Annotated in this window: 19 protein-coding genes; 12 read left to right on the top strand and 7 right to left on the bottom strand. The window is 61.0% G+C overall.

Going from position 1 to position 23,882, the window contains the following annotated elements:
- Positions 1-371: 371 nt before the first annotated feature.
- The 7 genes from ilvA to guaB form a co-directional block, all read right to left on the bottom strand.
- Positions 372-1,883 carry a threonine ammonia-lyase, biosynthetic gene (gene ilvA, locus VGL70_03405; GenBank protein HEY3302566.1) on the bottom strand — a complete coding sequence of 504 codons (1,512 nt, stop codon included), beginning with the start codon at positions 1,881-1,883 and terminating at the stop codon, positions 372-374.
- 85 nt (positions 1,884-1,968) lie between these two features.
- On the bottom strand, positions 1,969-3,318 hold the full coding sequence (locus VGL70_03400; protein ID HEY3302565.1) for an ABC transporter substrate-binding protein: 1,350 nt from the start codon (positions 3,316-3,318) through the stop codon (positions 1,969-1,971).
- 11 nt (positions 3,319-3,329) lie between these two features.
- Positions 3,330-4,142, bottom strand: coding sequence for a HAMP domain-containing protein (locus VGL70_03395; GenBank protein HEY3302564.1), 813 nt, complete (start codon positions 4,140-4,142; stop codon positions 3,330-3,332).
- Complete coding sequence (locus VGL70_03390) at positions 4,139-5,803, bottom strand: AAA family ATPase (GenBank protein HEY3302563.1); 1,665 nt, start codon at positions 5,801-5,803, stop codon at positions 4,139-4,141. Before VGL70_03390 ends, VGL70_03395 begins: the two co-directional genes overlap by 4 nt.
- A 108-nt stretch (positions 5,804-5,911) precedes the next feature.
- On the bottom strand, positions 5,912-6,646 hold the full coding sequence (locus VGL70_03385) for a methyltransferase domain-containing protein (GenBank protein ID HEY3302562.1): 735 nt from the start codon (positions 6,644-6,646) through the stop codon (positions 5,912-5,914).
- 29 nt (positions 6,647-6,675) lie between these two features.
- Positions 6,676-8,208 carry a glutamine-hydrolyzing GMP synthase gene (gene guaA / locus VGL70_03380; GenBank protein ID HEY3302561.1) on the bottom strand — a complete coding sequence of 511 codons (1,533 nt, stop codon included), beginning with the start codon at positions 8,206-8,208 and terminating at the stop codon, positions 6,676-6,678.
- Positions 8,209-8,294: 86 nt separating this feature from the next.
- The gene (gene guaB / locus VGL70_03375; protein HEY3302560.1) at positions 8,295-9,758 is read right to left on the bottom strand and encodes an IMP dehydrogenase; all 1,464 of its coding nucleotides are present in this window, start codon (positions 9,756-9,758) and stop codon (positions 8,295-8,297) included.
- 334 nt (positions 9,759-10,092) lie between these two features.
- On the opposite strand from guaB, the gene VGL70_03370 reads away from it, so the two are divergent.
- The 12 genes from VGL70_03370 to VGL70_03315 all read left to right on the top strand — a co-directional run bounded on the left by VGL70_03370 (position 10,093) and on the right by VGL70_03315 (position 23,870).
- Complete coding sequence (locus VGL70_03370; GenBank protein ID HEY3302559.1) at positions 10,093-12,702, top strand: glycosyltransferase; 2,610 nt, start codon at positions 10,093-10,095, stop codon at positions 12,700-12,702.
- Positions 12,699-14,441, top strand: a complete 1,743-nt coding sequence (locus VGL70_03365) for an ABC transporter ATP-binding protein (GenBank protein ID HEY3302558.1) — start codon at positions 12,699-12,701, stop codon at positions 14,439-14,441. Before VGL70_03370 ends, VGL70_03365 begins: the two co-directional genes overlap by 4 nt.
- Before the next feature lie 28 nt (positions 14,442-14,469).
- On the top strand, positions 14,470-15,195 hold the full coding sequence (locus VGL70_03360; GenBank protein HEY3302557.1) for a methyltransferase domain-containing protein: 726 nt from the start codon (positions 14,470-14,472) through the stop codon (positions 15,193-15,195).
- Complete coding sequence (locus tag VGL70_03355; protein ID HEY3302556.1) at positions 15,196-16,362, top strand: hypothetical protein; 1,167 nt, start codon at positions 15,196-15,198, stop codon at positions 16,360-16,362.
- A 2-nt stretch (positions 16,363-16,364) separates the two neighbouring features.
- Positions 16,365-17,105, top strand: coding sequence for a ChbG/HpnK family deacetylase (locus VGL70_03350; protein ID HEY3302555.1), 741 nt, complete (start codon positions 16,365-16,367; stop codon positions 17,103-17,105).
- Positions 17,106-17,119: 14 nt separating this feature from the next.
- Positions 17,120-17,959, top strand: coding sequence for a polysaccharide pyruvyl transferase family protein (locus VGL70_03345; GenBank protein HEY3302554.1), 840 nt, complete (start codon positions 17,120-17,122; stop codon positions 17,957-17,959).
- Positions 17,960-18,034: 75 nt separating this feature from the next.
- The gene (locus VGL70_03340; GenBank protein HEY3302553.1) at positions 18,035-18,202 is read left to right on the top strand and encodes a hypothetical protein; all 168 of its coding nucleotides are present in this window, start codon (positions 18,035-18,037) and stop codon (positions 18,200-18,202) included.
- Positions 18,199-19,218 (top strand): hypothetical protein, encoded by a 1,020-nt coding sequence (locus VGL70_03335; GenBank protein HEY3302552.1) that lies wholly within the window; start codon positions 18,199-18,201, stop codon positions 19,216-19,218. Before VGL70_03340 ends, VGL70_03335 begins: the two co-directional genes overlap by 4 nt.
- Positions 19,219-19,228: 10 nt before the next feature.
- Complete coding sequence (locus VGL70_03330) at positions 19,229-19,957, top strand: methyltransferase domain-containing protein (protein ID HEY3302551.1); 729 nt, start codon at positions 19,229-19,231, stop codon at positions 19,955-19,957.
- Between the two features lie 161 nt (positions 19,958-20,118).
- A complete protein-coding gene (locus VGL70_03325) occupies positions 20,119-20,757 on the top strand; it encodes an SAM-dependent methyltransferase (protein HEY3302550.1) in 639 nt (212 codons plus the stop codon).
- A gap of 72 nt (positions 20,758-20,829) precedes the next feature.
- Complete coding sequence (locus tag VGL70_03320; protein ID HEY3302549.1) at positions 20,830-22,446, top strand: GDSL-type esterase/lipase family protein; 1,617 nt, start codon at positions 20,830-20,832, stop codon at positions 22,444-22,446.
- A gap of 239 nt (positions 22,447-22,685) precedes the next feature.
- Positions 22,686-23,870: a hypothetical protein gene (locus tag VGL70_03315; GenBank protein HEY3302548.1), complete on the top strand. Its 1,185-nt coding sequence runs from the start codon at positions 22,686-22,688 to the stop codon at positions 23,868-23,870.
- Positions 23,871-23,882 lie beyond the last annotated feature (12 nt).

Raw genomic sequence — 23,882 nt, 5'->3', positions numbered from 1 at the left:
GCGACTCTCGATTTTCTGGAGAACCCAGCCGGCTTGGCTCTATCGATCCGCAGCGCGGAGAGGTCGGGATCGTTCGTTGCCATGTAATTAGAGTTTATTAACCGGTTAATCGGACGGATTTCAAGGTGAATAGGCTCAGAGCGGCGTGGTCATCGTCGCGCGGAAATAAATAAAATGACGCGGGACGAGCGCAACGATCTCAACCGCCCGCCCGTGGGTTTCTCGAAGAGCCGATGCGTGGGACGAGGCGCATCAAGCGTACTTCATTCAGTATTACTCTTAGAACACTCGTGCCGCATTACACAGACGTATCGCATCGGCCCGGAGAGAGACTCGCGGGCGGGCGGTTGGCATAGGGCGCTTCAACCGGCCTAACTGAGGAAGAGTCTGTACGCCGGATTAGCGGTCTCTTCAACGCACTCATATCCGAGGCTGTCCAGGAACTTCTGGAACGCTTTCTGGTCGCGGCGCGGCACCTGCATGCCCACCAGCACGCGGCCGTAATCGGCGCCGTGAGAGCGGTAGTGAAACAGCGTGATGTTCCACCGCCCGCCCATCTGATCGAGAAAATTCTTGAGCGCGCCGGGCCGCTCGGGAAACTCGAAGCGATAGAGAATTTCGTCGACCGCGTTGGGCGCGCGGCCGCCGACCATGTAGCGGGCGTGCAGCTTCGCCATCTCGTTGTCGGTCATGTCGAGCGTCGGGTAGCCGCGGCGTCTGAGCGCCGCGCCGATCCGGCCGATCTCGGAAAAGTCCCGCACCTGAACGCCGACGAAGATGCGCGCCCGGCTCGGATCGGCGTAACGGTAGTTGAACTCGGTGATGTTGTGATCGCCGAGGATCGCGCAGAAGCGCCTGAGCGCGCCGGGCCGCTCGGGGATCGTCACGGCGAAGATCGCCTCGCGCCGCTCGCCGATGTCGGCGCGCTCGGCGACGTAACGCAACCGGTCGAAGTTGACGTTGGCGCCCGAAGCGACGGCGATGAGATTGCGGCCGCGCCAGCGCGCGCGCTCGCAGTATCGTCCGAGTCCCGCGATCGACAGCGCTCCGGCGGGCTCCAGGATCAAGCGGCAGTCTTCGTAGACGTCTTTCATCGCGCCGCAGATCTCGTCGTTCGAGACCAGCACGATCTTATCCACCAATCGGCGGCAGAGTCTCAGCGTCTCGCGGCCGACCTGCCTTACGGCGACGCCGTCGGCGAAGGCGCCGGCGTGGTCGAGAAGGACGCGCCGGCCGCTCCGAAGCGAGCGATACATTGCATCCGCATCCTCCGGCTCCACGCCGATGATCTTCACGTCCGGCCGGATTTGCTTCACGTAAGCCGCGATGCCGGCGATGAGGCCGCCGCCGCCGACCGGCACGAAGATCGCGTCCAGCTCGCGCGTATGCTGCTTGAGGATTTCCAACCCGATCGTTCCCTGCCCGGCGATCACGTCGGGATCGTCGTAGGGATGGACGAAGGAAAGACGCTTCGCGCGGGCAAGCTTCAGCGCATGGACATACGCGGCGTCATAGTGGTCGCCGATGAGAACGATTTTGGCGCCGAGCGCCGTCACCGCGTCCACTTTGATTTGCGGCGTGGTGCGCGGCATCACGATCGTCGCGCGCGCGCCGAGCCGGCGCGCCGCGAGCGCGACTCCCTGCGCGTGATTGCCGGCGGAGGACGCGATGACGCCGCGCGCGAGCGCGGTCCGCCCAAGGCGGACCATCTTATTGAACGCGCCCCGGCACTTGAAGGAAAAGACCGGCTGCAGGTCCTCGCGCTTGAGCCAAACGTGATTGCCGAAGCGCTCCGAGAGCACGGGCGCGTAATCGAGCGGGGTTTCGCGCGCGACCTCGTACACGCGCGCGTTCAGGATTCGTCTGAGATAGCTTTGCGGCAACTCCGCCTCCTCAATCGATCAGCGCGCACCAAGACGCCGAACACTTTCCGCGCGTCCAGGGAGGAGGTGCCGGCGGGTCAAGCTCTTAAGCGTCGCCGGGAATGATGAGCTTCTGGCCGATGTAGATATAGTGGGGATTTTTTACCGTCTGTTTGTTGGCCTCGAATATTTTGGGCCACTTGAGCATATCGCCGTAATATCTTTTCGCCAGGTGGCTCAGAGTATCCCCCGGTTGAATGGTATATTCCTGCGCCTCGCTCTTGGAGCCTTGAGGCGGCGAAGCTTTGGCGACGGGCGCCGACTTTGCCTTTTCCGGCGCCGCCGGCGCGGGTTTGGCCGACGCAACCCTCTCCTTTGCCGCCGCGGGCGCCGGCTTCTCTCCCTCGGCCGACGCGGCGGCCGGCCTCGCCTTATACAGCCCGTCGACAAAACCGTCCAGCTCTTTCACAAAGCTCAAATCGACAAACTGTTCCGGCTTTGCCGCCTGCGCTTTGGGATCCTTGGCGCCGATCTCGGTCAACATCATCTGAACGCCCCGCAGCGTCGGATACGGCTTCTCGGGGATGAGCGTGAGCCCGATCGCCTCATAAGTCTCCTTCAAGGCTTCCATGTCGTCCGTCTTCAAATACTTCTGAAGAATCGCAATGGACTCCTTGGGATGGGTTTTGTAGTAGTGGATCGCTTCGACGTAAGCCTTCATGATGCTACGGATCAGGTCCGGGTTGGATTTGATCATCGCCTTCGTGACGGCGATGCCCGTCGCCTGATACTCGAGGCCCAGCATCTGAAGATCGGCCAGGACTCGGAATCCCATCTTCTTCGCTTTCAGCGTGAGCGGCACTTCGACCATGACGCCCTGAATTTTTCCCGACTCGAGCGCGGCGAAACGGTCGGGCTGGCTGCCGATCTCCAGTAAGCTCACGTCCTTCCCCGGAATCAAGCCGTACCGATCCAGGGCGAAGCGCGTCGCGAAGTCCGAAGAGCTGCCGGCGCGGCTCACCGCCACCGCCTTGCCCTTCAGGTCGTCGGGCTTCTGAATGCTTTTGTCCACGATAAATTGATAGTTGAGCGTGTTGAGAATGCCGGCGATGAAGACGATGTCCGCCCCCTGGAGACTGCTCTGAATGATCGGCAGCCCGGAAACCTGGGCCGCGACCGCGGACCCGGAAGTCAGCACCTGAACGGCCCTGGGTCCTCCGACGACGTGAACGAGCTGGACATCCAGGCCGTGTTTGCGAAAGAAGCCCGCTTCGTACGCGACCCAGCCGGGCGCCTGGTTGCCCGATAATCCGGCGTAGACGATGGTCACGCTCTTACGCGTTTGCGCCGGCGCCCGTCCTTCGGTGGCCGCGATGACGAACCCGACGATCGCCAGCAAAAAAATGCCGCGGCGAAAGCAAAATTTGCGGCTCTGTTTGTGATACGTTCGATTCATTTTTCTTCTCCTTACTCTTTGGCTATGTGATCGGGATTGCGGCTCTGATTGAGCCGCACCATCGCCGCTTTCAAGCTGGCGCGCATCCGGCCCAGCGACCGGGCGAGATCTCCGATCTCGTCGCGCGTTTCGACGCCGACGGGCGTTTCCAAATCGCCCTTGCTGATCTTGTCGGCGACTTGCGTCAAGAGGAGGATGGGACGGACGATCCCGCGGGCGAGGAGAGCGGAGAGCGCCACGCCGGCCAACAGCAAAGCGACGACGATTCCCGCGAGTGGAAGCAGAGCGCGGCGAATTTCTCCCTCCACGCCGTCGCCCCAGACGCCTATGTGGGCGGTTCCCGCCTGTCCGCCGAGTATCGGCACGCGGGTCTCGTAGACCGCCTTTCCCCTAAGAATCAATTCGCGCCGCTGCGCCTGCCGGCGCGCGTCGAGAGAAACCGATTCTCTCAGCTCCGCCGGAAGAGCCGCCATGCTCTGCGCCATGATCTCGCCTTTGCCGTCGCGAATAACGGCGTACGCGACGCCGTCGAGGAGGGCGTACTTTGTGACTAACGCATGCAGCTCCAGGGAATTCCTGGCGATCACGTGTCCGCCGGCCGCGTCGCCCAAGGTGGTGACGATGGCCAAGGCTCGTTGGTCGAGCTGCGCCCGCAGCGCGCGGCCGGTGAGATGATACACCACGCCCAAAACCAACAGGCCGAAGAGCACGATCACGCCCGCAAGCGTGCCCACGATCTTTCCCATCAAGCCGATCCGGCGCGCGCCCTCGCGCACGCTGATCGGCAGGCTGCGACTCTCCACGGACGCCGACGGCTGAGTCATTTTTCCTCCTTGGCGGAATTCATCGTTTCGATCTCCTTGGACATCATTTGTTGAAAGCGAATCTTAGGCGACTCTTCCAAAATCTCTCCGCTCGCCGACTCCACCAGCTCCGCGAGCCGCGACCTGGGAAAAGTTTCCAGCTCTTCGCCGAGGGCGGAGACCCGATCGCGAACGACGAAAGGCGCCATCGGTCCCATCGCTTCCGTAAGCGAGCCGATCAGGGAATCGAGGAACCAGGCCGGCGCGACATCCTGAGGCGCGTTCGTCGATGGCTGCGCCGCTTCTCCGGCGGGAAACGCCGCGAACTCATCGAGCGGGGGATCGTCGATACGGAAGTCAAAGATCTCGTCCCGGCCTCTGGGATCAGCCGGCCCGCCGTTTTCCGCCGCCCGGCTTTCGAACGCCCTTTCCATTTCGATTTCCGTTGTCTCCGTCAATCCGGCCGGCTCGTCGGCAACCGCGCCGGCAGTGAACACGGTGAACTCTTTGACCGAAGACGCGACGCGAAACTCGGCCTCGACCTCTTCGGCGCCACCAAGGGTCTCGCCGTCTTCCCGCGCCGGCGGTTCGACAGGCCGCTCCTCTTCAGCTTCCATCGAATCGGCCGCCGCGGGTTCGTCCGTCACCACCGCGCCGGCGGTAAAAACCGTAAAGTCGTCGCCGGAAGGCGGCGGGGCGGGAGATTCCTCCGCCGGCACGTCATCGTCGACGATCATACCCAGCCTCCTGATCCGTGGCGCCAGTCCGGAAGGTCGCGACCGCTCGAACCCCATGGAAGCGGCGAGCTTCATGCGCGGAGCTTCTTCGGACTGGACCGTGAGCGAGCGTTCCTCGGCGACCTCCCGGATCATATCCGCCCTGACTCTCCTGCTGCCCGAGGAGTAGGCCGCCAGGAGTCCGTTGTCGCATAGGATGTTGATGAGCCGCGGCAGGCCGCCTGAGTAACTGTAAACCGCTTCCAGGGCCTCGGAGGTAAATATCGGACGACTCACGCCCGCAATCTCCAGGCGCGTAGCGATATATTCCGCGCACTCGCCGAAATTCAGCGGCTTTAATTGAAGGTAGAGCACGATTCGTTGCTTGAGCTGGCGCAGCTCCGGCGCATTCAGCCGGTGCGCCAGCTCGGGTTGGCCCGCGAGCACGATCTGCAAGAGCTTGTCCTCCGAGGTCTCGAAGTTGGACATGAGCCGGATATTTTCCAGCACCCTGGCGGAAAGATTCTGCGCCTCGTCGATGATCAAGGTGACGTTCTTGCCTTTGTGATACGACTCCAAGAGGAGCTGGTTCAGCAATTTGAGATAGGTGTGGATGTTCTGCCGGTCTTCCTGAAACGCGGTAAACCCCAGGTCTTCGCAAACGTCTCGCAAGAGGTCTTTCGAATGACTGACCGTGTTGACGATCAGCGTGCTTTGAGTGTTCCTTTTCTTCAGCTCCTGCAGCAGGCAATGGAGCAACGTCGTCTTGCCGGTGCCGACTTCTCCCGTGAGCACGATAAAACCTTTGCGCGCGTTGATCCCGTACAGCAGACGGACGAGCGCCTGCTGGTGGCTTGCGCCCAGATAGAGGAAGCTCGGGTCCGGCGTAATGTTGAAAGGTTCCCGGGTGAGGCCGAAATGTTCTAACAGCGATTCGCTTTTAAGGTTGAGCCACTGCGAACTCAAAAACACCTCCGACAACCCGTGGCAGGCTGTCTCGTATCACTATACGATTTATCCGATTACGAACTGTTATGTCAATCAAAATCTCGCGTGGGTGGGTGGCCGACAGGCTCAGGCGGGGCGCTCGGCCTCCAGCACCAGGGTCTCGAATTTGGCGTTGCCGGCGTTGCGGCATTCCAGGCTCCGAAGATGGGGATCGTCGCTGGCGAGAGGATCGAATCCCCGCACATCGGCGAAGCCGACGCTTTCCAACACTTGCGTCAACGTGGCTCGATCGTACAAGAAGCGGTGGCCCCAATGGAAAACCGCCGCGTTCATGGCGAAACATGCGTTGTACGGACCGGCGCCGGCAAAACAGGCCTCGCCCACGGACTGAATGTACCGACGCTTCTCCGGCGTGTCCGGCGCGGTAAATAGTTGGATGAGGACATCGAGCGACGGAACCGAGATCCGGATGCGCCCGCCCCGCTTCATGACCCGGAAGCATTCTTTGAGCATGAATCGGCCGTCCACGAAAGATAAATGCTCCAGGTGGTGCTCGGTGAAAATATAATCGAAGGTCCCGTCGGCGAATGGAAAATGTTTCGTCGCGTCCAGATAAACGATGTCGGGAGTCTGGGGAAAGAGATCGGTGTTGAGCCAGCCGGGAAGCGCGTTGATCTGCGCGCCGAGCTGAAGCTTTTTGATCGGATGGCCGGCGAGATAGCGTTGGATGGCGCGCTTCTGAAACAGCCGGCCCGTTAATCGGAGGCTTTTTTTCGCCAGCGCGCCGATTAATTGATGGCGCTTCGCGAATGAACGAAGCGCCATGATGAACGGATATTTTTCTGCCGTCGTTAAAGCCATGGGCGGGCGCACCGAATGAGACAACCGCCTCACTCCCACTCGATCGTCGCGGGGGGTTTCGAGGAGATGTCGTAGACGACGCGGTTGACGCCGCGCACTTCGTTGGTGATGCGGTTGGAGATTTTTGTCAGCAGATCCGGCTGAAGCGGCACCCAATCGGCCGTCATGCCGTCGTCGCTCTCGACGACGCGGAGCGCGACGACGTGTTCGTAGCTGCGCTCGTCGCCAACCACGCCGACGGTCCGAATCGGCAGCAGAATCGCGAACGACTGCCACACTTCCTCGTAAAGTCCGGCCCGCTTGATCTCTTCGAGGACGATCACGTCGGCGGCGCGGAGGATTTCGAGCCGCTCTGCCGTAACCTCGCCAAGAACGCGGATCGCGAGCCCCGGTCCGGGAAAAGGCTGGCGCTGGATCAGCTCGCGCGGCAGACCCAGCTCCTCGCCCAGACGTCGCACTTCGTCTTTAAACAGCTCGCGCAGCGGCTCGATCAGCTTGAACTCCATGTTGGGAGGGAGGCCGCCGACGTTGTGATGGCTCTTGATCGTCGCCGACGGGCCGCCGACCGAGACCGACTCGATCACGTCGGGGTAAAGCGTTCCTTGCGCGAGAAATCTTACCGCGCCGAGCTTTTTGGCTTCCTCTTCGAAGACTTCGATGAAAAGCCGGCCGATGATCTTACGTTTCTGCTCGGGATCTTCGACGCCCTTTAAGCCGGAGAGAAATTTCTCCGTGGCGTTTACGTGGTGAAAGCCGCGGCCAAACCGCTCGGCAAACAGGCGCGCGACGTGCGCGGCCTCGCCGCGCCGGAGCAAACCATTGTTGACGAAAATGCAGGCCAGGCGGTCGCCGATCGCCCGGTGGACGAGCGTCGCGACGACGCTGGAGTCCACGCCGCCGCTGAGCGCGCAGACGACGCGCCCATCCCCCACCCGTTCGCGGATTTTCTGGACCGAAGTCCCGATGAAATGTCCCATGGTCCAGTCCGGCTCGGCGCCGCAGACGCGAAAGAGAAAATTTTTAAGCACCTCCTGCCCGCGCGGCGTGTGCACCACCTCCGGATGGAACTGCACGCCGAAACGGCGCCGCTCGGGGTCGGCGAAGGCGGCGATGGGGGAATTCTGGCTGTGCGCCAGGATGCGCCAGCCTTTCGGCGCCGCGCTCATCTTGTCGCCGTGGCTCATCCAGACGCGCGCCGGACCGCTCGACGAAAAACCGTAAAACAGATCGGAGTCATCGTCGATCACGAGGTCCGCCGGACCGTATTCGCGCCGCTCCGCCCGCGCGACTTCGCCGCCGGCGGCCAGATTGATCATGCCCATGCCGTAGCAGATGCCCAAAAAAGGAACGTCGAGAGCGAAGAGCGGCGCCTCGACTTTGGGCGCGTCGTGCTGATAGACGCTCGCCGGCCCGCCGGAGAGAATAATACCCTTCGGTTTGAGCGCGCGGATTTTTTCCAACGATAGATTGAACGGATGGATCTCGCAGTAAACTTTGGCCTCGCGCACCCGCCGCGCGATCAACTGCGTGTACTGCGACCCGAAATCGAGAATGAGGATCATTTCGTGATCGTGATCGTGTTCGTGATCGTCAGGTACCCGTCATATGAATTTTCCACGAGCACGAGACACGAACACGAGTCACGTTTTTACGCCCGATAATTCGGCGCTTCTTTGGTGATGAACACGTCGTGGACGTGCCCTTCCTTGAGTCCGGCCATAGTAATCCGGATGAAGCGCGCCTTAGCTCTTAGCTCTGCGACCGTGCGGCAGCCGAGATAACCCATCCCGGCGCGGAGCCCGCCGACGAGCTGATGGATGTTGAAGGAAAGAGATCCTTTGTAAGGAACCTGGCCCTCGATTCCTTCCGGCACCAGCTTCGCTTCTTCGTCGACGTCGCCCTGGCCGTAGCGGTCTTTGCTGCCCTCTTTCATCGCGCCCAGAGAACCCATGCCGCGATAAACTTTGTAAGTTCTTCCCTGATAGAGAATAGTTTCGCCGGGACTCTCCTCGGTGCCGGCGAAGAGGCTCCCGATCATCACGGTATGGGCGCCGGCGGCCAGGGCCTTGGTGATGTCGCCGGAATATTTGATGCCGCCGTCCGAAATGACCGGCGTGTTGTGGCGCGCTGCGGCCTTGGCGCAGCTCGCGATCGCCGTGATCTGCGGCACGCCGACTCCCGACACCACGCGCGTGGTGCAGATCGAGCCGGGACCGACTCCGACTTTTACGCCGTTGACGCCGGCTTCGATGAGAGCGGAGGTTCCTTCTTCGGTCGCGACGTTGCCGGCGAGGAGATTGAGATCGGGATGGCGGCGGCGGATGAAGCGCACGCTGTCGAGGACGTTCTTCGAGTGTCCGTGCGCCGTGTCCACCACGATCACGTCCACGCCGGCCTTGACCAACGCCTCCACTCTTTCTTCCGAATCCGGTCCGACGCCGACCGCGGCTCCGACGCGCAACCGTCCTCCCGCGTCCTTGCAAGCGGAGGGAAACTGGGTTTTCTTCTCGATATCTTTGACCGTGATCAATCCCTTGAGGTGAAATTTTTCATCGACGACCAGTAGCTTTTCGATCCGGTGGCGGTGGAGTATCTCCTTGGCCTCGTCGAGATCGACGCCCGGCCGCGCGGTGACGAGATTCTCTTTGGTCATGACTTCCGAAACCGGACGGTCGAGCCGCTTTTCGAAACGCAGATCGCGGTTGGTCAAAATGCCGACGAGCCGTCCGTTCTGAGTCACCGGCAGACCCGAGATGCCGTACTTGTGCATGATCTCTCTCGCCTCGGCGATCATCTGGTCCGGGCGCACGGTGATCGGGTCGGTGATCATGCCGCTCTCGAACTTTTTTACCTTCTCGACCTGGGCCGCCTGCGCCGCCACCGTCATGTTGCGGTGGATGAAGCCCATGCCTCCCTCTTGAGCCATCGCGATCGCGGTGCGCGATTCCGTCACCGTGTCCATGGCCGAGCTGAGCAACGGGATGTTCAACTCGATCCGTTCGGTCAAGCGCGTTTTGATGTCGGTGTCGCGCGGCAACACGGCGGACTCGGCGGGCACGAGAAGCACGTCGTCAAAGGTCAAGCCAACGGGGAGGATCTCTTGATCAAACATGGCTCACCTCCATGACCGGGTAAAAAAAAACCCAGACCTCGGCCTGGGTTTTTTCGGCGATCAAAGCCGCTCTGAGCAAACATGAAATCTTATACCAGGAAATAATTTCATCGGCAAGGCCGAAGATTCCGCGGACGTTCGATAAAAAAATAACCTCGGCGCGATGATGAATAGATGAATAAAGGACGGCGCGCGGGCGTCTAAGCTTTTACAGTCGGCACCGCGAGACTCAGGTATTTACTCGATTGCCTCTCGGAGTCGTACCCCTACAATATTTCTCGTTCAGGAGCTTGCGGCCCCCGACGTTCGGAATCGTCCTTTTTGAGCGAATACTTTGATTACACCTCCAGTGAAAGAAGCCGAGCGGCCTCTCGGCAAACTCCCCGCTCGAATCGGCAGGGAATTGCGCTCGCCGCACGCGAATCCGATCAACGGTCATGGGCAAAATGGCCGCGATCCTGCCGTTGCGCTCCAGGGCCTCCGCGCTTTGCGGCCTAAAGCCGCCGGCAAATTCATCTTCGTCGGCAATGAAAAGTTCTGGGTGAGAGGCGTGACCTACGGCACGTTCCGCCCGGATGCCGGCGGCAACGAGTTCTTCGACCCGAAGCTCGTCGAACGTGATTTCACCGAGATCGCGGCCAACGGTTTCAACGCCGTGCGCATATACACCGTGCCGCCGCGGTGGCTTCTCGACGCCGCCGAGCAGCACGGGCTCCGCGTCATGATCGGCATACCGTGGGAGCAACACGTCGCTTTTCTCGACGACCCAAAGCGCTGCCGGGACATCGAACGGCGCGTTCGCGCCGCCGTCGGCGGCCTGGCCGGTCACCCGGCCGTTCTCTTCTACTCGATCGGCAACGAGATTCCGGCGCCGATCGTGCGCTGGCACGGCTGTCGGAAAGTGGAGCGTTTCGTCCACCGGCTCTATCGCGCGGCCAAGGCCGAAGATCCCGGCGGCCTCGTCACCTACGTCAATTTTCCCACGACCGAATATTTGGAGTTTCCCTTCCTCGACCTCGTTTGCTTCAACGTCTATCTGGAATCCCAGGAACGCTTCGAAGCCTACCTCGCCCGCCTGCATAATCTCTCGGGCGACCGGCCGCTGATTTTGACCGAGATCGGTCTCGACAGCCGGACTCACGGCGAGGAGGAGCAGGCGCGCTCGATCGATTGGCAGGTGCGGAGCACGTTCGCCTCCGGCGCCGCCGGCGCCTTCGTGTTCGCCTGGACCGACGAGTGGCACCGCGGCGGCTACGATATCGAAGACTGGGATTTCGGTCTCACGACCCGCGAGCGGAAGCCGAAACCGGCGCTTGCGGCGGCGCGCGGCGCGTTCGGCGAAGTGCCGTTTCCGCCGGAACTCCATCGGCCTTTGATCTCGGTGATCGTTTGCTCTTATAACGGATCGCGCACCATCCGCGACTGCTGCGACGGCCTGACCCGCTTGAAATATCCTAATTTCGAAGTGATCGTCGTCGACGACGGCTCGACCGACTCGACGGCTCAAATCGCGCACGAGTATGGGTTTCGGGTGATCAGTACGCACAACCAGGGGTTAGGCTGCGCGCGCAATCTCGGCCTCGCCGCCGCCGCCGGAGAGCTCGTCGCGTACATCGACGACGACGCCTATCCCGATCCCCACTGGCTCACCTATCTCGCCGCCGCCTTCATGAACTCCAATCACGCCGGCATCGGCGGGCCCAACGTGCCGCCGTCGGGCAACGGTCCGATCGCCGATTGCGTCGCGCACGCGCCGGGGGGCCCGGTTCACGTGCTGGTTTCAGATCGCGAAGCGGAGCATATACCGGGCTGCAACATGGCCTTTCGCAAAGCGGCGCTCAAGGCGATCGGCGGCTTCGATCCGCAGTTTCGCGCCGCCGGCGACGATGTCGATGTTTGCTGGCGGCTGCAAGAGAAAAGCTTCACTCTGGGCTTCAGTCCCGCCGCGATGGTCTGGCACCACCGCCGCAATTCGCTCACGGCCTACTGGAAGCAGCAGGTCGGGTACGGCAAAGCCGAGGCGCTGTTGGAAAGAAAGTGGCCCGAGAAATACAACGCGGCCGGCCATCTCACCTGGAGCGGGCGCGTGTACGGCAACGGCCATACGCGCGTGCTCGGCAGAGCGTGGCGAATTTATTACGGGATGTGGGGCAACGCGCCGTTTCAGTCGCGCTACGAGACCGCGCCGGGACTTATCCGCTCGCTGCCTTTGATGCCGGAGTGGTACCTGGTCATCGCCGCCCTGACCTGGTTGGCCGCTCTGGGCACGCTCTGGCGGCCTTTGTTCGACGTTTTGCCGCTGCTCGCGGTGGCGGCGGCCGCGCCGATCGTCCAGGCGTTTCTCAGCGGCGCGCGCGCGTCTTTCCCCCGGCGCGCTCCCATCGCGCGCTTGTTGCTTCGCGGCTTGACCGCTCTCTTGCATTTCGTTCAGCCGTTGGCGCGCCTTTCCGGCAGACTGCGCTACGATCTGACTCCGTGGCGGAAGCGCGGCGTCGGCGGCGCCGCCGTCCCGCGGCCGCGCTGCTTTACTCTCTGGAGCGAAAGCTGGCAAGCTCAATCCGAGCGGCTCCATGCCGTCGAAGCCGCGCTCAAAGCCTCCGGCGCGTCGGTTCAGCGCGGCGGCAACTACGACGCCTGGGACCTGGAGGTGCGCGACGGAGTTTTCGGCGCCGTCCGCGCGCGCATGGCGATCGAGGAGCACGGCGGAGGCAAACAGCTCGCGCGGCTCCGCTGCCGGCCGACCTTTTCAACCGGAGTCGTCGCCCTCGTGCTCTGCCTTTTGACTATTTCCGCCGGCGCGGCGCTCGACCGCGCCTGGCTCGCGAGCGCGACGATCGCCGGCGCGGCCCTCATTTTCTCTTTGCGCGTCTTCCAGGACTGCGCGACCGCCACCGCTGCCGTCGCGCGCACGCTGAAAGAGCTGGGATTCGGGGAAACGCGATGAGCGCGCACCGGTACGGCACCGCCGGGATTTACCGGCGGTTGATCGCGGAAGCGCGGCCCTATTGGCCGCATCTCACGGCTATCTTGCTCCTGAGCCTGCTGTCGACTCCGCTCGTTCTCCTGACGCCGCTGCCGCTGAAAATCGCCGTCGACAGCATCATCGGGTCGCAGCCGGTGTCGGGTCTTCTCGCGCGCGTCCTGCCGGCGGCGGTCGGCGGCAACGCGCTGCTTTTTTTCTCGGCCGCTCTGGTCGTGGCGATCGCGTTCCTGAATCACCTCCAGACTTCGGCGAGCGCCGTGCTGCGCACCTACACGGGGGAAAAACTCGTTCTCGCCTTCCGCGCCAAACTGTTTCGCCACGCGCAGCGCCTTTCGCTCGCGTACCACGACACCAGGGGCACGACCGATTCCACCTATCGCATCCAATACGACGCGCCGGCGATCGAATGGATTCTGATCGACGGCGTGAGCCCGTTCATCACCGCGGCGTTCACGCTCTGCGGCATGCTCTACGTGGCCGGGCGCATCGACGGCGAGCTCGCGCTCGTCGCCCTGGCGATCGCCCCGGTTCTCTGGCTGATCGCGTGGGCTTACCGCGACAGACTCAGGAAACGGTGGAACGAGGTCTACCAACTGCAAAGCTCCGCGATTTCCGTCGTCCAAGAGGTGCTCGCCGCGGTCCGGGTCGTTCGGGCGTTCGGGCAGGAGGAGCGCGAGCATGACCGCTTTGTGCGCCGTTCCAGCCAAAGCGTCTGGGCGCGCATCCGCATCGCCTTCGCCGAGGGCGGCTTCGGGCTCCTCGTCGGTCTCACGATCGCTGCGGGAACCGCCGCGGTGCTTTTCATCGGCACGCGCCACGTTCAGTCCGGCGTTCTCACGTTGGGCGGCCTCTTGATGGTGATGACTTACATCGCGCAGCTCTACGGCCCGCTGCAGACGTTGAGCTCGATGGCGGCCCACATGCAGGCCTCTCTGGCGAGCGCCGAGCGCGCCTTCTCGCTCCTCGACCAAGCGCCGGACGTGGCCGAGCGACCCGACGCCGTGGCGCTCGCGCGCAGCGCGGGCGCCGTGGCGTTCGCCCATGTTTCGTTCGCCTACGACTCCAGGCACGCGGTGCTCGACGACGTTTCGTTCGAAGTCGCGCCGACGAGCCGCGTCGGTGTCACCGGCGTCACCGGCGCCGGCAAGAGCACGCTGGTGAGTCTCTTGACCCGTTTCTACGATCCGACCGCCGGGCGGATTTTGCTCGACGGCGTCGATCTCCGCGACTACAAATTGGCCGATCTCCGCAATCAGTTCGCGATCGTCCTGCAGGAGACCGTGCTGTTCTCGACGAGCATCGCCGAGAACATCGCCTATGCCAATCCCGGCGCCGGCTTCGACGAGATCGTCGCCGCGGCGAAGGCCGCCAACGCGCACGATTTTATCGCGCGTCTGCCGGACGGATACGATACGGCGGTCGGCGAGCGCGGCATGCGCCTCTCGGGCGGCGAGCGCCAACGCATCGCGCTCGCGCGCGCGTTTTTGAAAAACGCGCCGATCCTTATTCTCGACGAGCCGACCAGCGCCGTGGACGTAAAAACCGAAAGCTTGATCATGGAGGCGATGGACCGTCTCATGCGGGGCCGGACGACGTTCATCATCACCCACCGCCCGAGCATGCTCAGGAACTGCGACGTGCGCGTGGAGGTTGAGAACGGCCGTCTGATCGAGATCGCGCCGGTAGCCGTAACCGCCTAAGCATGGCGTTGGGAGGGAGGAAACGAACATGCCTCAAATCCCCGATCTGACCGACGCCCGTTACCTGGACGAGGTCGGATGGTTCCTTTACCACGAGAAGTACGCGCGCGACCAATTCGGCGGCTCATATGACAGCGAACGGCTCGCGTACTCGCGGCTCTTGCTCGACGAGATCACCGGCTATTTGGGCGAGGACGCCAAATCGATCGAGGGAAAGACGGTGGTGACGATCGGCTGCGGCTGCACCGGCGATATCGCCGCGTTTCCCGCGGCGGTCAAAATCGCCGTCGATCCGCTGCTCAATGTCTACCGGAAGCTCGGCATGCTGGTGGAAGATGAAGCCGGCGCCCGAACTTTATATTTGTCCGTCGGCGCCGAGAATCTCCCTTTGTTGGACGACTACGCCGATCTCGTCATCTGCCGCAACGCTCTCGATCATATGCCCGACCCGGAGGCGTCCGTGAAGGAGTTTTCGAGAATCCTCAAGCAGGACGGCTCATTGTTTGTAAGCGTCGACATCGGCGGAGAGCCGACTCCGGATGAGCCCACCGTCTTCTCGGTGGAAAGCCTTCGACGACTACTCGGCCGGCACTTCGAAGTCACCATGCTTAACGATAACGAAACGCCCCATAGCGAGGGTCGAGTCTGTAGCGTGAGAGTGTCGGCGCAAAAAAAAACGCGAGAGAGCGTTCGGCTTGACAAAGAGGCGATTCTCCGCGCCTATGAAGCTCGTCTCCCAAGTGGGGTTCTATAGATGAAACCGCGCCGCCTTATCGTGGTCGGGACGCTGGCGTCCAATCCCTATGCGGGGATGGCGTGGACGCACATGCAGATCGCAGCCGGCCTGAGGCGGCTAGGGCATGACGCCTATTACTTCGAGTCCACATCGGCCTGGCCGTACGATCCGGTCCGCAACACGGCGGTCAACGATTCCGAATACGCCCTCCCCTACCTGAAGCGGACCGCGGAAAGCTTTCAGCTCGAAAATCGTTGGGCCTATCGGCGGAGCTATTCGGATAAAGAATGGTTCGGCCTCACCCGCCGCAAGGCCGAGGAGTTGCTGGCCAGCGCCGATGCCGTCTTCAATGTGGCCGGAGCGACCCGCTTCGCCGAAGAAGGGTTGAAAGTGGGACGGCTCGTCTATTTCGGCACCGATCCGGGAATCCATGAGATCGCCTATGCGAAAGAAGACGAGAACGTCTGGTCGATCATCGAAGAACACGACGAGTGCGTGACTTACGGAGAGAACATCGGCCTCGCGAAGTGTTCCATCCCGCCCTTGCCCCGGCTCCGGTCGCGAACGCGCCAGCCGGTGCTGCTCGACCTCTGGCGCGACGGTGCGCCTGCCAGGCAAGAGTTCACCACGGTCGGGAATTGGCGGCAAGACGGATACGACGTCGATTTTGAAAACGAAACCTATTTCTGGAGCAAGCACCACGAGTTCCTGAAGTTCATCGATCTGCCGCGGCGAAACGGCCAACCCGTCGAGCTGGCGACCGGAGTGGGCAATCTCAACGCCGAGGAGCGCGACTTGCTCGAATGCAAAGGATGGAAGCTGGCAGACGCGTTGGCTTTCACCACCGATCCATGGCGCTATCGGGATTACGTGCGCTCGTCGCGCGGAGAGTTCACCGTGGCCAAAGACTTGAACGTCCGCCTGAGGAGCGGCTGGTTCAGCGAAAGAAGCGCCTGCTATCTCGCGGCCGGACGCCCGGTGATCACCCAGGACACCGGCTTCGGCTCGGTCTTGCCGACCGGCGAAGGCCTGTTCGCATTCAATACGATGGAGGAGATTTTGGCGGCGTTCGAAGCCATAAACTCCGATTACGAAAAGCACAGCCGCGCGGCGCACGCCATCGCCGAAGAATATTTCAAGGCTGAGACCGTGCTGGCAAAAATGCTACAAGATTTGGGATTGTGACGATGGCGGGAAGAAAATATCTCATCGTCAACGCCGACGATTTCGGGCAAAGCCCCGGCGTCAACCGCGGCATCATCGAAGCGCGCAAGCGCGGCATCGTGACCAGCGCGAGTCTCATGACGCGCTGGTCGGCGGCCGCCGAAGCCGCCGCCTACGCGCGCGCGCATTCCGCGCTGAGCCTCGGCTTGCACGTGGATCTCGGTGAATGGGCGTACCGGCAGGGAACGTGGCTGCCGCTGTATGAAGTGGTTCCGGTTGAGGACGGCGCAGCGATCAAGACCGAAGTCGCCAAGCAGCTAGCGGCGTTCCGCCGCCTCGTGGGCAAGCATCCGACACACATCGACTCGCATCAGCATGTCCATCAACGCGAGCCGGCGCGCTCCGTGCTGATCGACATCGCGCGCAAGCTGGGCGTGCCGCTGAGACACGTTAGCCCGAGCGTTCATTATTGCGGCGATTTTTACGGGCAAACCGCCGAAGGCGATCCTTTGCCCGGCGCGATCACCGTCGAGGGATTGCTGAAGATCATCGCCGCGCTTCCCGACGGCCTGACGGAGTTGGGTTGCCATCCAGGCTACGGAAACGAGCTGGATACGATGTACCGGGATGAGCGCGAGCAGGAGACCAGAGTCCTGTGCGACCCGCAAGTCCGGGAAGCGCTCGATTCTCTCGACATCGACCTCGTGTCGTTTGCATATGGTCGAGGAAACACGACGAGCGAAGAGAAAGTCATAGCCGAATGAGATCCGATGCTCCCATGAAAGAGTTTGAAGAGTTGATGGACTTTTCGCCATCCTCTCCATTCGCGCTTTTCACGTACTACTCCGATAACCTAGGAGATCACATTCAAACACTGGCGCTTCTACAGCACGTGAAAGCCAAAAAGCTTCTCCTCAGAGATCACTTAACGCCGCATCCCGACCTATGCCTTCTCGCCAACGGCTGGTTGACCGTTGGGGAGCTGCCGAACAAAAAGGACTTTCGCGACGTCAAGTATGTCGGGGTGCACCTGGCGCCACACTGCCGAAGCACAGAGGCCGTGAGCGCAATGAAAGAGTGCGGCATCATAGGCTGCCGCGACGGCGTCACGTTCGATTTTCTCGAGCGACACGGGGCACCGGCTCGTTTGGTCGGGTGCGCGACTCTGACTTTTCCCCGGTACGCCGGGAAAAGACAAGGAGTGTATTGTGTCGATGTGTCCGACGAAATCAAAGAGACGGCGATGCAAATCTACAAGAATCCCATTTTCGTCTCGCATGACCTTGGAGGCTTATCGTTGGATGAAGTCGACGACGACGCCATCACCGATCAATACAGACGCGCGCACAGCCTCCTTACGGCTTATATGAAAGCCGAGCTGGTGATAACGTCCCGCGTTCATACCACGCTGCCATGCATAGCATTCGGAACCCCGGTCACCTACGTGGGCGTGCCCAAAAGCGTCGATGATAGGGTCAGTGTCCTCGATGGATTGGGTGTTAAGACCGTAAACGGAGCGTCGTCCCGAGATTTGCGCATACCCGTGCCCGGCGACGCTTCCGCGCTCAGCGAGCGATATCTGGAGTTTCTCAAGCGATGCATGGCAGACGCGCGCTGATTGAAAGCGCGGTTCGCCGCCGCGGTATCGGCGACGGATCTTTCGCGGGCCGGAACATTTCTAACGAGCCTATCCATGGGACTTAAGATCGTATGCTCGGGCGACCTCGTCCGCTATCCTCTCGGCGGCCATAGCTGGCATCACCTGCAATACCTGATCGGTCTCAAACGGCTGGGGCACCAGGTCACTTTCTTCGAAGAGTACGGCAGAACTCGTGTTTCGACCCGGAGCGAAACATCATGACCCGGGACCCGAGCTACGGGATCGCCTACCTGGAGAAATTGTTGAGACCGCACGGCCTGGATCGATCCTGGTGTTATCTCGCGGAGGATGGAAAGAGCTACGGCATGGCGCGCGAAAGCTTGGCCGAGCGTTGCCGCGAGTCGGATATCTACTTCAATCTCAGCAACATCAACTGGATTCCGGAGCTGGAGGCGTGCCGGCGCCGCGCGTTGGTAGGGACGGACCCGGTCTTTACGCAAATCGGGGCGCACGGACTGGGTGGACCGTTCTCCCGCTATGACGTTTTATTTACCTACGGCGAGAACGTTCACCAGCCCGGATGCGAGATGCCCGCCGCGGGCGCGCGCTGGCCCCCTACCCGTCAGCCGATCGTGCTCGATCTCTGGCCTGTGACTCCAGGCGATCGATGCGCGCCGTTCACGACGGTTATGAACTGGTCTCCACTCGGCGACCGGTGCTACGAAGGGCGCATCTACGGCCAGAAGGAGCGCGAGTTCGAGGCGTTTTTCTCATTGCCGCGGGAGATCGGCGTACCGATGGAGATCGCGGTGAAAGTGCCGGAAACAATTCGGCAGTGCCTCGTCGCGGGCGGGTGGCGCATCGTCGATCCGGTCGCGACTACGCGGGATCCGCAGCGTTACCAGGAATACCTGAGAAACTCGAAAGCCGAGTTTTCCGTCGCCAAGCACGGTTACGTGACGACCCATTGCGGCTGGTTCAGCGAACGCAGCGCCGGTTATCTTGCGAGCGGGCGTCCCCTTGTCGTCCAGGATACCGGCTTTTCCGATTGGCTCAGGACCGGCGCAGGCGTCGTTGCGTTCAAAAATCCCGATGAGGCAAAAGCCGGCATCGAGGAGATCGACCGGCGTTACGCGTTTCACTGCCGCGCCGCGCGAGAAATGGCCGAAGAATATTTCGACGCGCGGAAAGTGTTGGGACGCATGATCGAGAGCGCGATGGATTCGGCAACGGTTCGGTCGAACGGTTCGGCCGCGGCGACGCTGGGAACGGCCTAGGAAGGGAATCATGTCCGAAGTAAAACCGGCGGCCGAGAGACCGTACACGAGCGATTTCTACCGGAAACAAGCGCCGGACTCGCTGAGATCGGCGGAAGAAATCGTCCCGCTGGTTTTGGATTTGATTCAGCCCAAAAGCGTCATCGATATCGGCTGCGGCGTGGGAACGTGGCTCTCGGTCTTCAAAGAGGACGGCGTGGAAGACGTTTTCGGCGTCGACGGCGCCTGGGTGGACAAAGCCTTGCTCGAGATTCCGGAAAAACAGGTTTCATCGTTCGACCTGGAAAAGCCTTTCAGGATCGACCGGCAGTTCGATCTGGCGATGTCGTTGGAAGTCGCCGAGCACCGGCCGATCGAAAGCGCGGAAACTTTCGTCGACTCGCTGAAGCTGACGACGCGCGACATCGCGGCGGCGATCGGGCCGGACGAACTTTTCATCCTCGTGGACGAGGGCGCCTTCGGCAACCTGCTCGCCGCGGGCCGCCGTCCCCTCCCCTTTCCGGAACAAAATGGAGAATACTGGGGTCCGCCGCCGGACGGCACGAGCGCGATCCGCGAAATCGAGCGGCTGCGGGAGATGGGCGTCGGATTTATGGTCTTCACGCGCCAGGCGTTCTGGTGGCTGGAATATTATCCCGAGTTGCACAACTACCTGCAATCGCGCGGCCGTCGCGCGCTCGCCAATGACCGCCTGGTCATCTTCGAACTGGGGACACAAAGCCCGAATGCCGCGACGTAGAGGGAGCATGGTTCATGGCGCAGCCATCTAAATCGGAAAATCCAGCGGCGAGAACTTTTAAGAGCGATCGGCCCCACGCCTCGATCGTTTGCCGTGTTTGGCTGGCCGGCTCTAATGAACGCCTGGTCCTGTTTCACCTCGCACCCTAATATGGAGTCCTGATGGCTGCGGAGAGAGAAGCGATCGATCGGAAGGCCGAGGCTTTTTTCGAAGAGCTGTGGAAGCGCGGCGATCCATGGCACCTCGAAAGCTCCGAGTTCGAGCAGGCCAAATACGCGCGGCAGCTCGAAATGATCGCCGGACGACGCTACGAGCGGGCGCTGGAGATCGGCTGCGGGAACGGCTGCTTCAGCCAGCTCCTCGCCGGCGCCGCGGATCGAGTGGTCGCGCTGGACATATCGCCCACCGCCATCGCTCGCGCGCGCGCGGCGTGCGCCGCGCCGCCCATCGATTTCCGAGTGACCAACATCATGGAGTACGACCCGAAGGCGGAGGGACCTTGGGACCTCGTTGTGATGAGCGAGACGGTGTACTACCTCGGCTGGCTCTATTCGTTTTTCGATGTGGGCTGGCTTGCCGTCCAGCTCTTGGCCGCCACTCGCGAAGGAGGACGGCTTCTCGTCGCCAACACCTGCGGTGGAGTGGAAGATTATCTGCTCAAGCCATGGCTCATCCGCACTTACCGGGATCTTTTTGTCAACGTCGGTTACCGAATCGAAGCCGAGGATATGTTCCGCGGCGCCAAAAACGGAGTTGACATCGAGGTTCTGATCTCGCTTTTTACCAAGCGCTCGAAATAACCGCCGGGGCGTCAAGCCGGAACCGGACAGACCTTATCGAAAGCGGTCATCTGAGACGACGCAGTGTCGCCATTGAAACGAAAAGGAGCCAGCGATCTCGCCAAAGGTCTCGCGGTCGCCGTTGTGTTTTTCGCGGCCGTTGAAGCCGCGGTCAAGCTCGCCTACTCCGCTAGAAATTGGCTGGTGACCTACATCCCCTTGGTTTACGCTACCGGCGACCAGTATATCGTGCCTCCATGGCTGGAGAGTTTCCGCCTGCTGGAAGAGGATAAGGCCTTTATCTGGAAGAATCGGCCAAACGTCCGTCGTCGATACGTGGATGTCTACAGTCCCAGCCATACCGAAGAGAAGCGCAGGTCCCTCGAACGCCGATTCCTTCCCCGTCTTCCCGATTCACTAAAAAGAAATCCCAGGTGGGAAATTTCCACCAATTCCCGAGGATTCAGGACCGCGGAATTCGCCAAAGTTAAACCGCCGGGAACTTTTCGCATCGTGTGCTTGGGCGATTCCTGGACGTTCGGGTCGAATGTGGATCAAAACGAAGCCTATCCGCAGCAGTTAACGGCCTTGCTGGAGCGGAATTTTCCGCGGGCGAGCTTCGAGGTCTTGAATCTTGGGGTCATGGGTTATTCCTCCTATCAAGGATTACAGCTCCTGAAACGGCAGGCCTTCGACTTCGATCCCGACCTCGTGCTGATCGGCTTCGCCATGAACGATTCGCACGTGTCGGGATACCGCGATAAGGATATGCAGGGCTATAAAGAATCGAGAACGGTAGCGATAGGAGTCGTTCGCCTGTTGCAAAAGAGCGAGATTTACAAGCTGCTCAGCTACCTGACACGGTCGTTGATGGAAAAGCCGAAATCGATTGGAGAACAACTGAAAGCAAGCGTGGATGCCGGACGGGGCGGCGATATCTTAGACATGCCTGGGGATCAGAACTACGAGCAATTTGAAGCTTGGACCCGAGTGCCCCTGAACGACTATGAGAAGAACATCGTCGAGATGATTAAATTAGCGCGGGAGCACGGCGCCGGCGTTATTCTGCTTTTCAACGAATTGTGGCGGAACAACCCGTATCGAGCGGCGCTGGAAAAGATTTCCTCGGCAGAGGGGGTGCCGCTCGTGGACAGCAGCGCCCTTATTGCAGAGAGGCGGAAGAAAATCGAGGAAGAACTCGAAAAAAAACTCGCGCTCGTGCCCGACAAACACTCCGCGCGCTCCGGCAACGACGAAGTCGAAGTTGTTTTCCGCGTCTATTCGGAAGGTTACCCGGTGCCCGAGGCTATGTATATTGTCGGCAACCATTCCAAGCTCGGCAACGCACCGAATCAGATCCGCATGTACGACGACGGGACGCATGGAGATCAAAGAGCGGGAGACCGCGTATGGTCTTACGCGGCTAGGTTTCCGTCCGGAACCGACCTCTTTTACGTCTATACCAACAGCGGGAGAGAGGGAAAATGGGAAGGATTGGATCTGCCGGCGATCCGAGGGTTTAAAGTCGCGGGCAGAAAGGAAAGAACGATCTACAGACCGATAGAATCTTTTGGAAAGTTAACCATGCAGGCCGACAACTGGCACACCAACGCCGAAGGATACGACCTGATCGCCAATGCTCTGTTGCGAACGCTGAAGAGAGAACCCAAGGTGAACGACTATCTTCGCGGGATCGACGCCTTGCGATAGCCGAACGGCGAGTAAAATTAAACGCCTCAGGCCGGCGTGCCGCAGCGAGGAAAACCCCCGCCCAGCCGAGGAAAACCCTCAAAAATTTATGTTGACACCGGCCCCAATTCTGTATCACGATGGCCTAGAATTTGACTGGGTCCTGCAAAAAAGCTGCTCTGATCTTGTCGATACTTGTCTAGGAGACCTGGTAGGCAGCGGATGCGTGGGTGGATACGCGTGCCGTGGAGGAATAAGTTTTGACGACGCGCCTCGTTTCCATCGTAGTCATATTTACCTTGGCGTTATGTTATTCGGCGGGCGCCGTCCGGGCGGAAGAGCCTCAAAGTGCGCCCGGTACACTCGAGTTTTTCTCCCCGTCGCAGTTGGGCCTGCCGCCCTTCGTGATGGGCCAGAGAATCGGATCGTCCAAACCCAGCAAGTCTCTCGTCTTGTTGAATGTGGGAAAGAATAGCCTGACAGTCAAAACCCAATATTTCGAGAAGCCTGTCGAAGCCGCGAGCGGACTTGCAACCGAAAACCAGGCGCAGGGGCAGTTGAGCGCTCTGGCTACGTCGTCGATTATAGATCGCCTGCTCACCGCAGAAGGCGAATTGGCCTACAACTCCTTCAACTCAGAATCGTTGGGAGGGCTGAGCGACGAGCAACACAGACTTTTACGGTTCGGCGCCAAAGGAGCCTGGGCGGACTTCATGTACGGCGCCGAATATCGCTCCGTGGGCAAAGATTTCATCAATCTCTCGGGACCGAAATTAACCGGCGACCAGGAAGGCGGCGAGCTGTGGGTGCAGAGAAAGTTCGGCCTCTTCACCGTGAAGACATCGCTAACCGATTTTACCAACAACGTAGCCGCGGACCCCACGCTGCCGCGGATGACGACATTCCAGGGAGGCGCAAACTTGAGCTATGCCCGACCTTCATGGCCGGTCTTCAGCGTTTTCTATTCCAAGGGATCGCAATGGTCGTCGGACGAACCGTCCGGCTTCCGCCCTCAAAGCGGCAGCATCGATTCCGTCGGAACGGCGCTTCAGTATAAGGCCACGGATTGGGACACGACACTCTCCTCGACGTATTCTTTCAGCGACATCACAAGCCGTCCCGCCGATCGCTACCGGCTTTCTTCGTCTGAAGTGCAGACGAATACTCCGGCGCTCTCGTTGGGGCTCAACTACCGCCCCAGCATTCTGCCGGTTCAGATCAGCGCCTTCGGGTCCTACACCCATACTGAAGCGAGCGATGGATGCACGAACACCGACGTTCTCAATCTCTCAGCCTCTATGGTGTTGAACCTTGGCAAATCTCGTTACGGGAAGAACACCCTTTCGTTAGGCACGACCCTCAACCGCAACCTCGACAACGTCAATCCGGACGGCTCCAATCAGGACCTCTCCGTCTGGGTCCGCCTCAAAGTCGCCGCCTTCTGATCTAGCACCAGG

Source organism: Candidatus Binatia bacterium, assembly GCA_036504975.1.
Taxonomy (GTDB): domain Bacteria; phylum Desulfobacterota; class Binatia; order UBA9968; family UBA9968; genus JAJPJQ01.
This window is presented reverse-complemented; position numbering and strand designations above follow the sequence as displayed.

Bases quoted from the DNA above. Each gene is read 5' to 3' on its own strand.
- guaA (HEY3302561.1), bottom strand. From the start codon at position 8,208: ATGATCCTCATTCTCGATTTCGGGTCGCAGTACACGCAGTTGATCGCG.
- VGL70_03325 (HEY3302550.1), top strand. From the start codon at position 20,119: ATGGCTGCGGAGAGAGAAGCGATCGATCGGAAGGCCGAGGCTTTTTTC.
- VGL70_03335 (HEY3302552.1), top strand. From the start codon at position 18,199: ATGACCCGGGACCCGAGCTACGGGATCGCCTACCTGGAGAAATTGTTG.
- VGL70_03395 (HEY3302564.1), bottom strand. From the start codon at position 4,142: ATGACTCAGCCGTCGGCGTCCGTGGAGAGTCGCAGCCTGCCGATCAGC.
- VGL70_03350 (HEY3302555.1), top strand. From the start codon at position 16,365: ATGGCGGGAAGAAAATATCTCATCGTCAACGCCGACGATTTCGGGCAA.
- VGL70_03345 (HEY3302554.1), top strand. From the start codon at position 17,120: ATGAAAGAGTTTGAAGAGTTGATGGACTTTTCGCCATCCTCTCCATTC.
- VGL70_03365 (HEY3302558.1), top strand. From the start codon at position 12,699: ATGAGCGCGCACCGGTACGGCACCGCCGGGATTTACCGGCGGTTGATC.
- VGL70_03355 (HEY3302556.1), top strand. From the start codon at position 15,196: ATGAAACCGCGCCGCCTTATCGTGGTCGGGACGCTGGCGTCCAATCCC.
- VGL70_03330 (HEY3302551.1), top strand. From the start codon at position 19,229: ATGTCCGAAGTAAAACCGGCGGCCGAGAGACCGTACACGAGCGATTTC.
- VGL70_03340 (HEY3302553.1), top strand. From the start codon at position 18,035: ATGGGACTTAAGATCGTATGCTCGGGCGACCTCGTCCGCTATCCTCTC.
- VGL70_03400 (HEY3302565.1), bottom strand. From the start codon at position 3,318: ATGAATCGAACGTATCACAAACAGAGCCGCAAATTTTGCTTTCGCCGC.
- VGL70_03385 (HEY3302562.1), bottom strand. From the start codon at position 6,646: ATGGCTTTAACGACGGCAGAAAAATATCCGTTCATCATGGCGCTTCGT.
- VGL70_03360 (HEY3302557.1), top strand. From the start codon at position 14,470: ATGCCTCAAATCCCCGATCTGACCGACGCCCGTTACCTGGACGAGGTC.
- guaB (HEY3302560.1), bottom strand. From the start codon at position 9,758: ATGTTTGATCAAGAGATCCTCCCCGTTGGCTTGACCTTTGACGACGTG.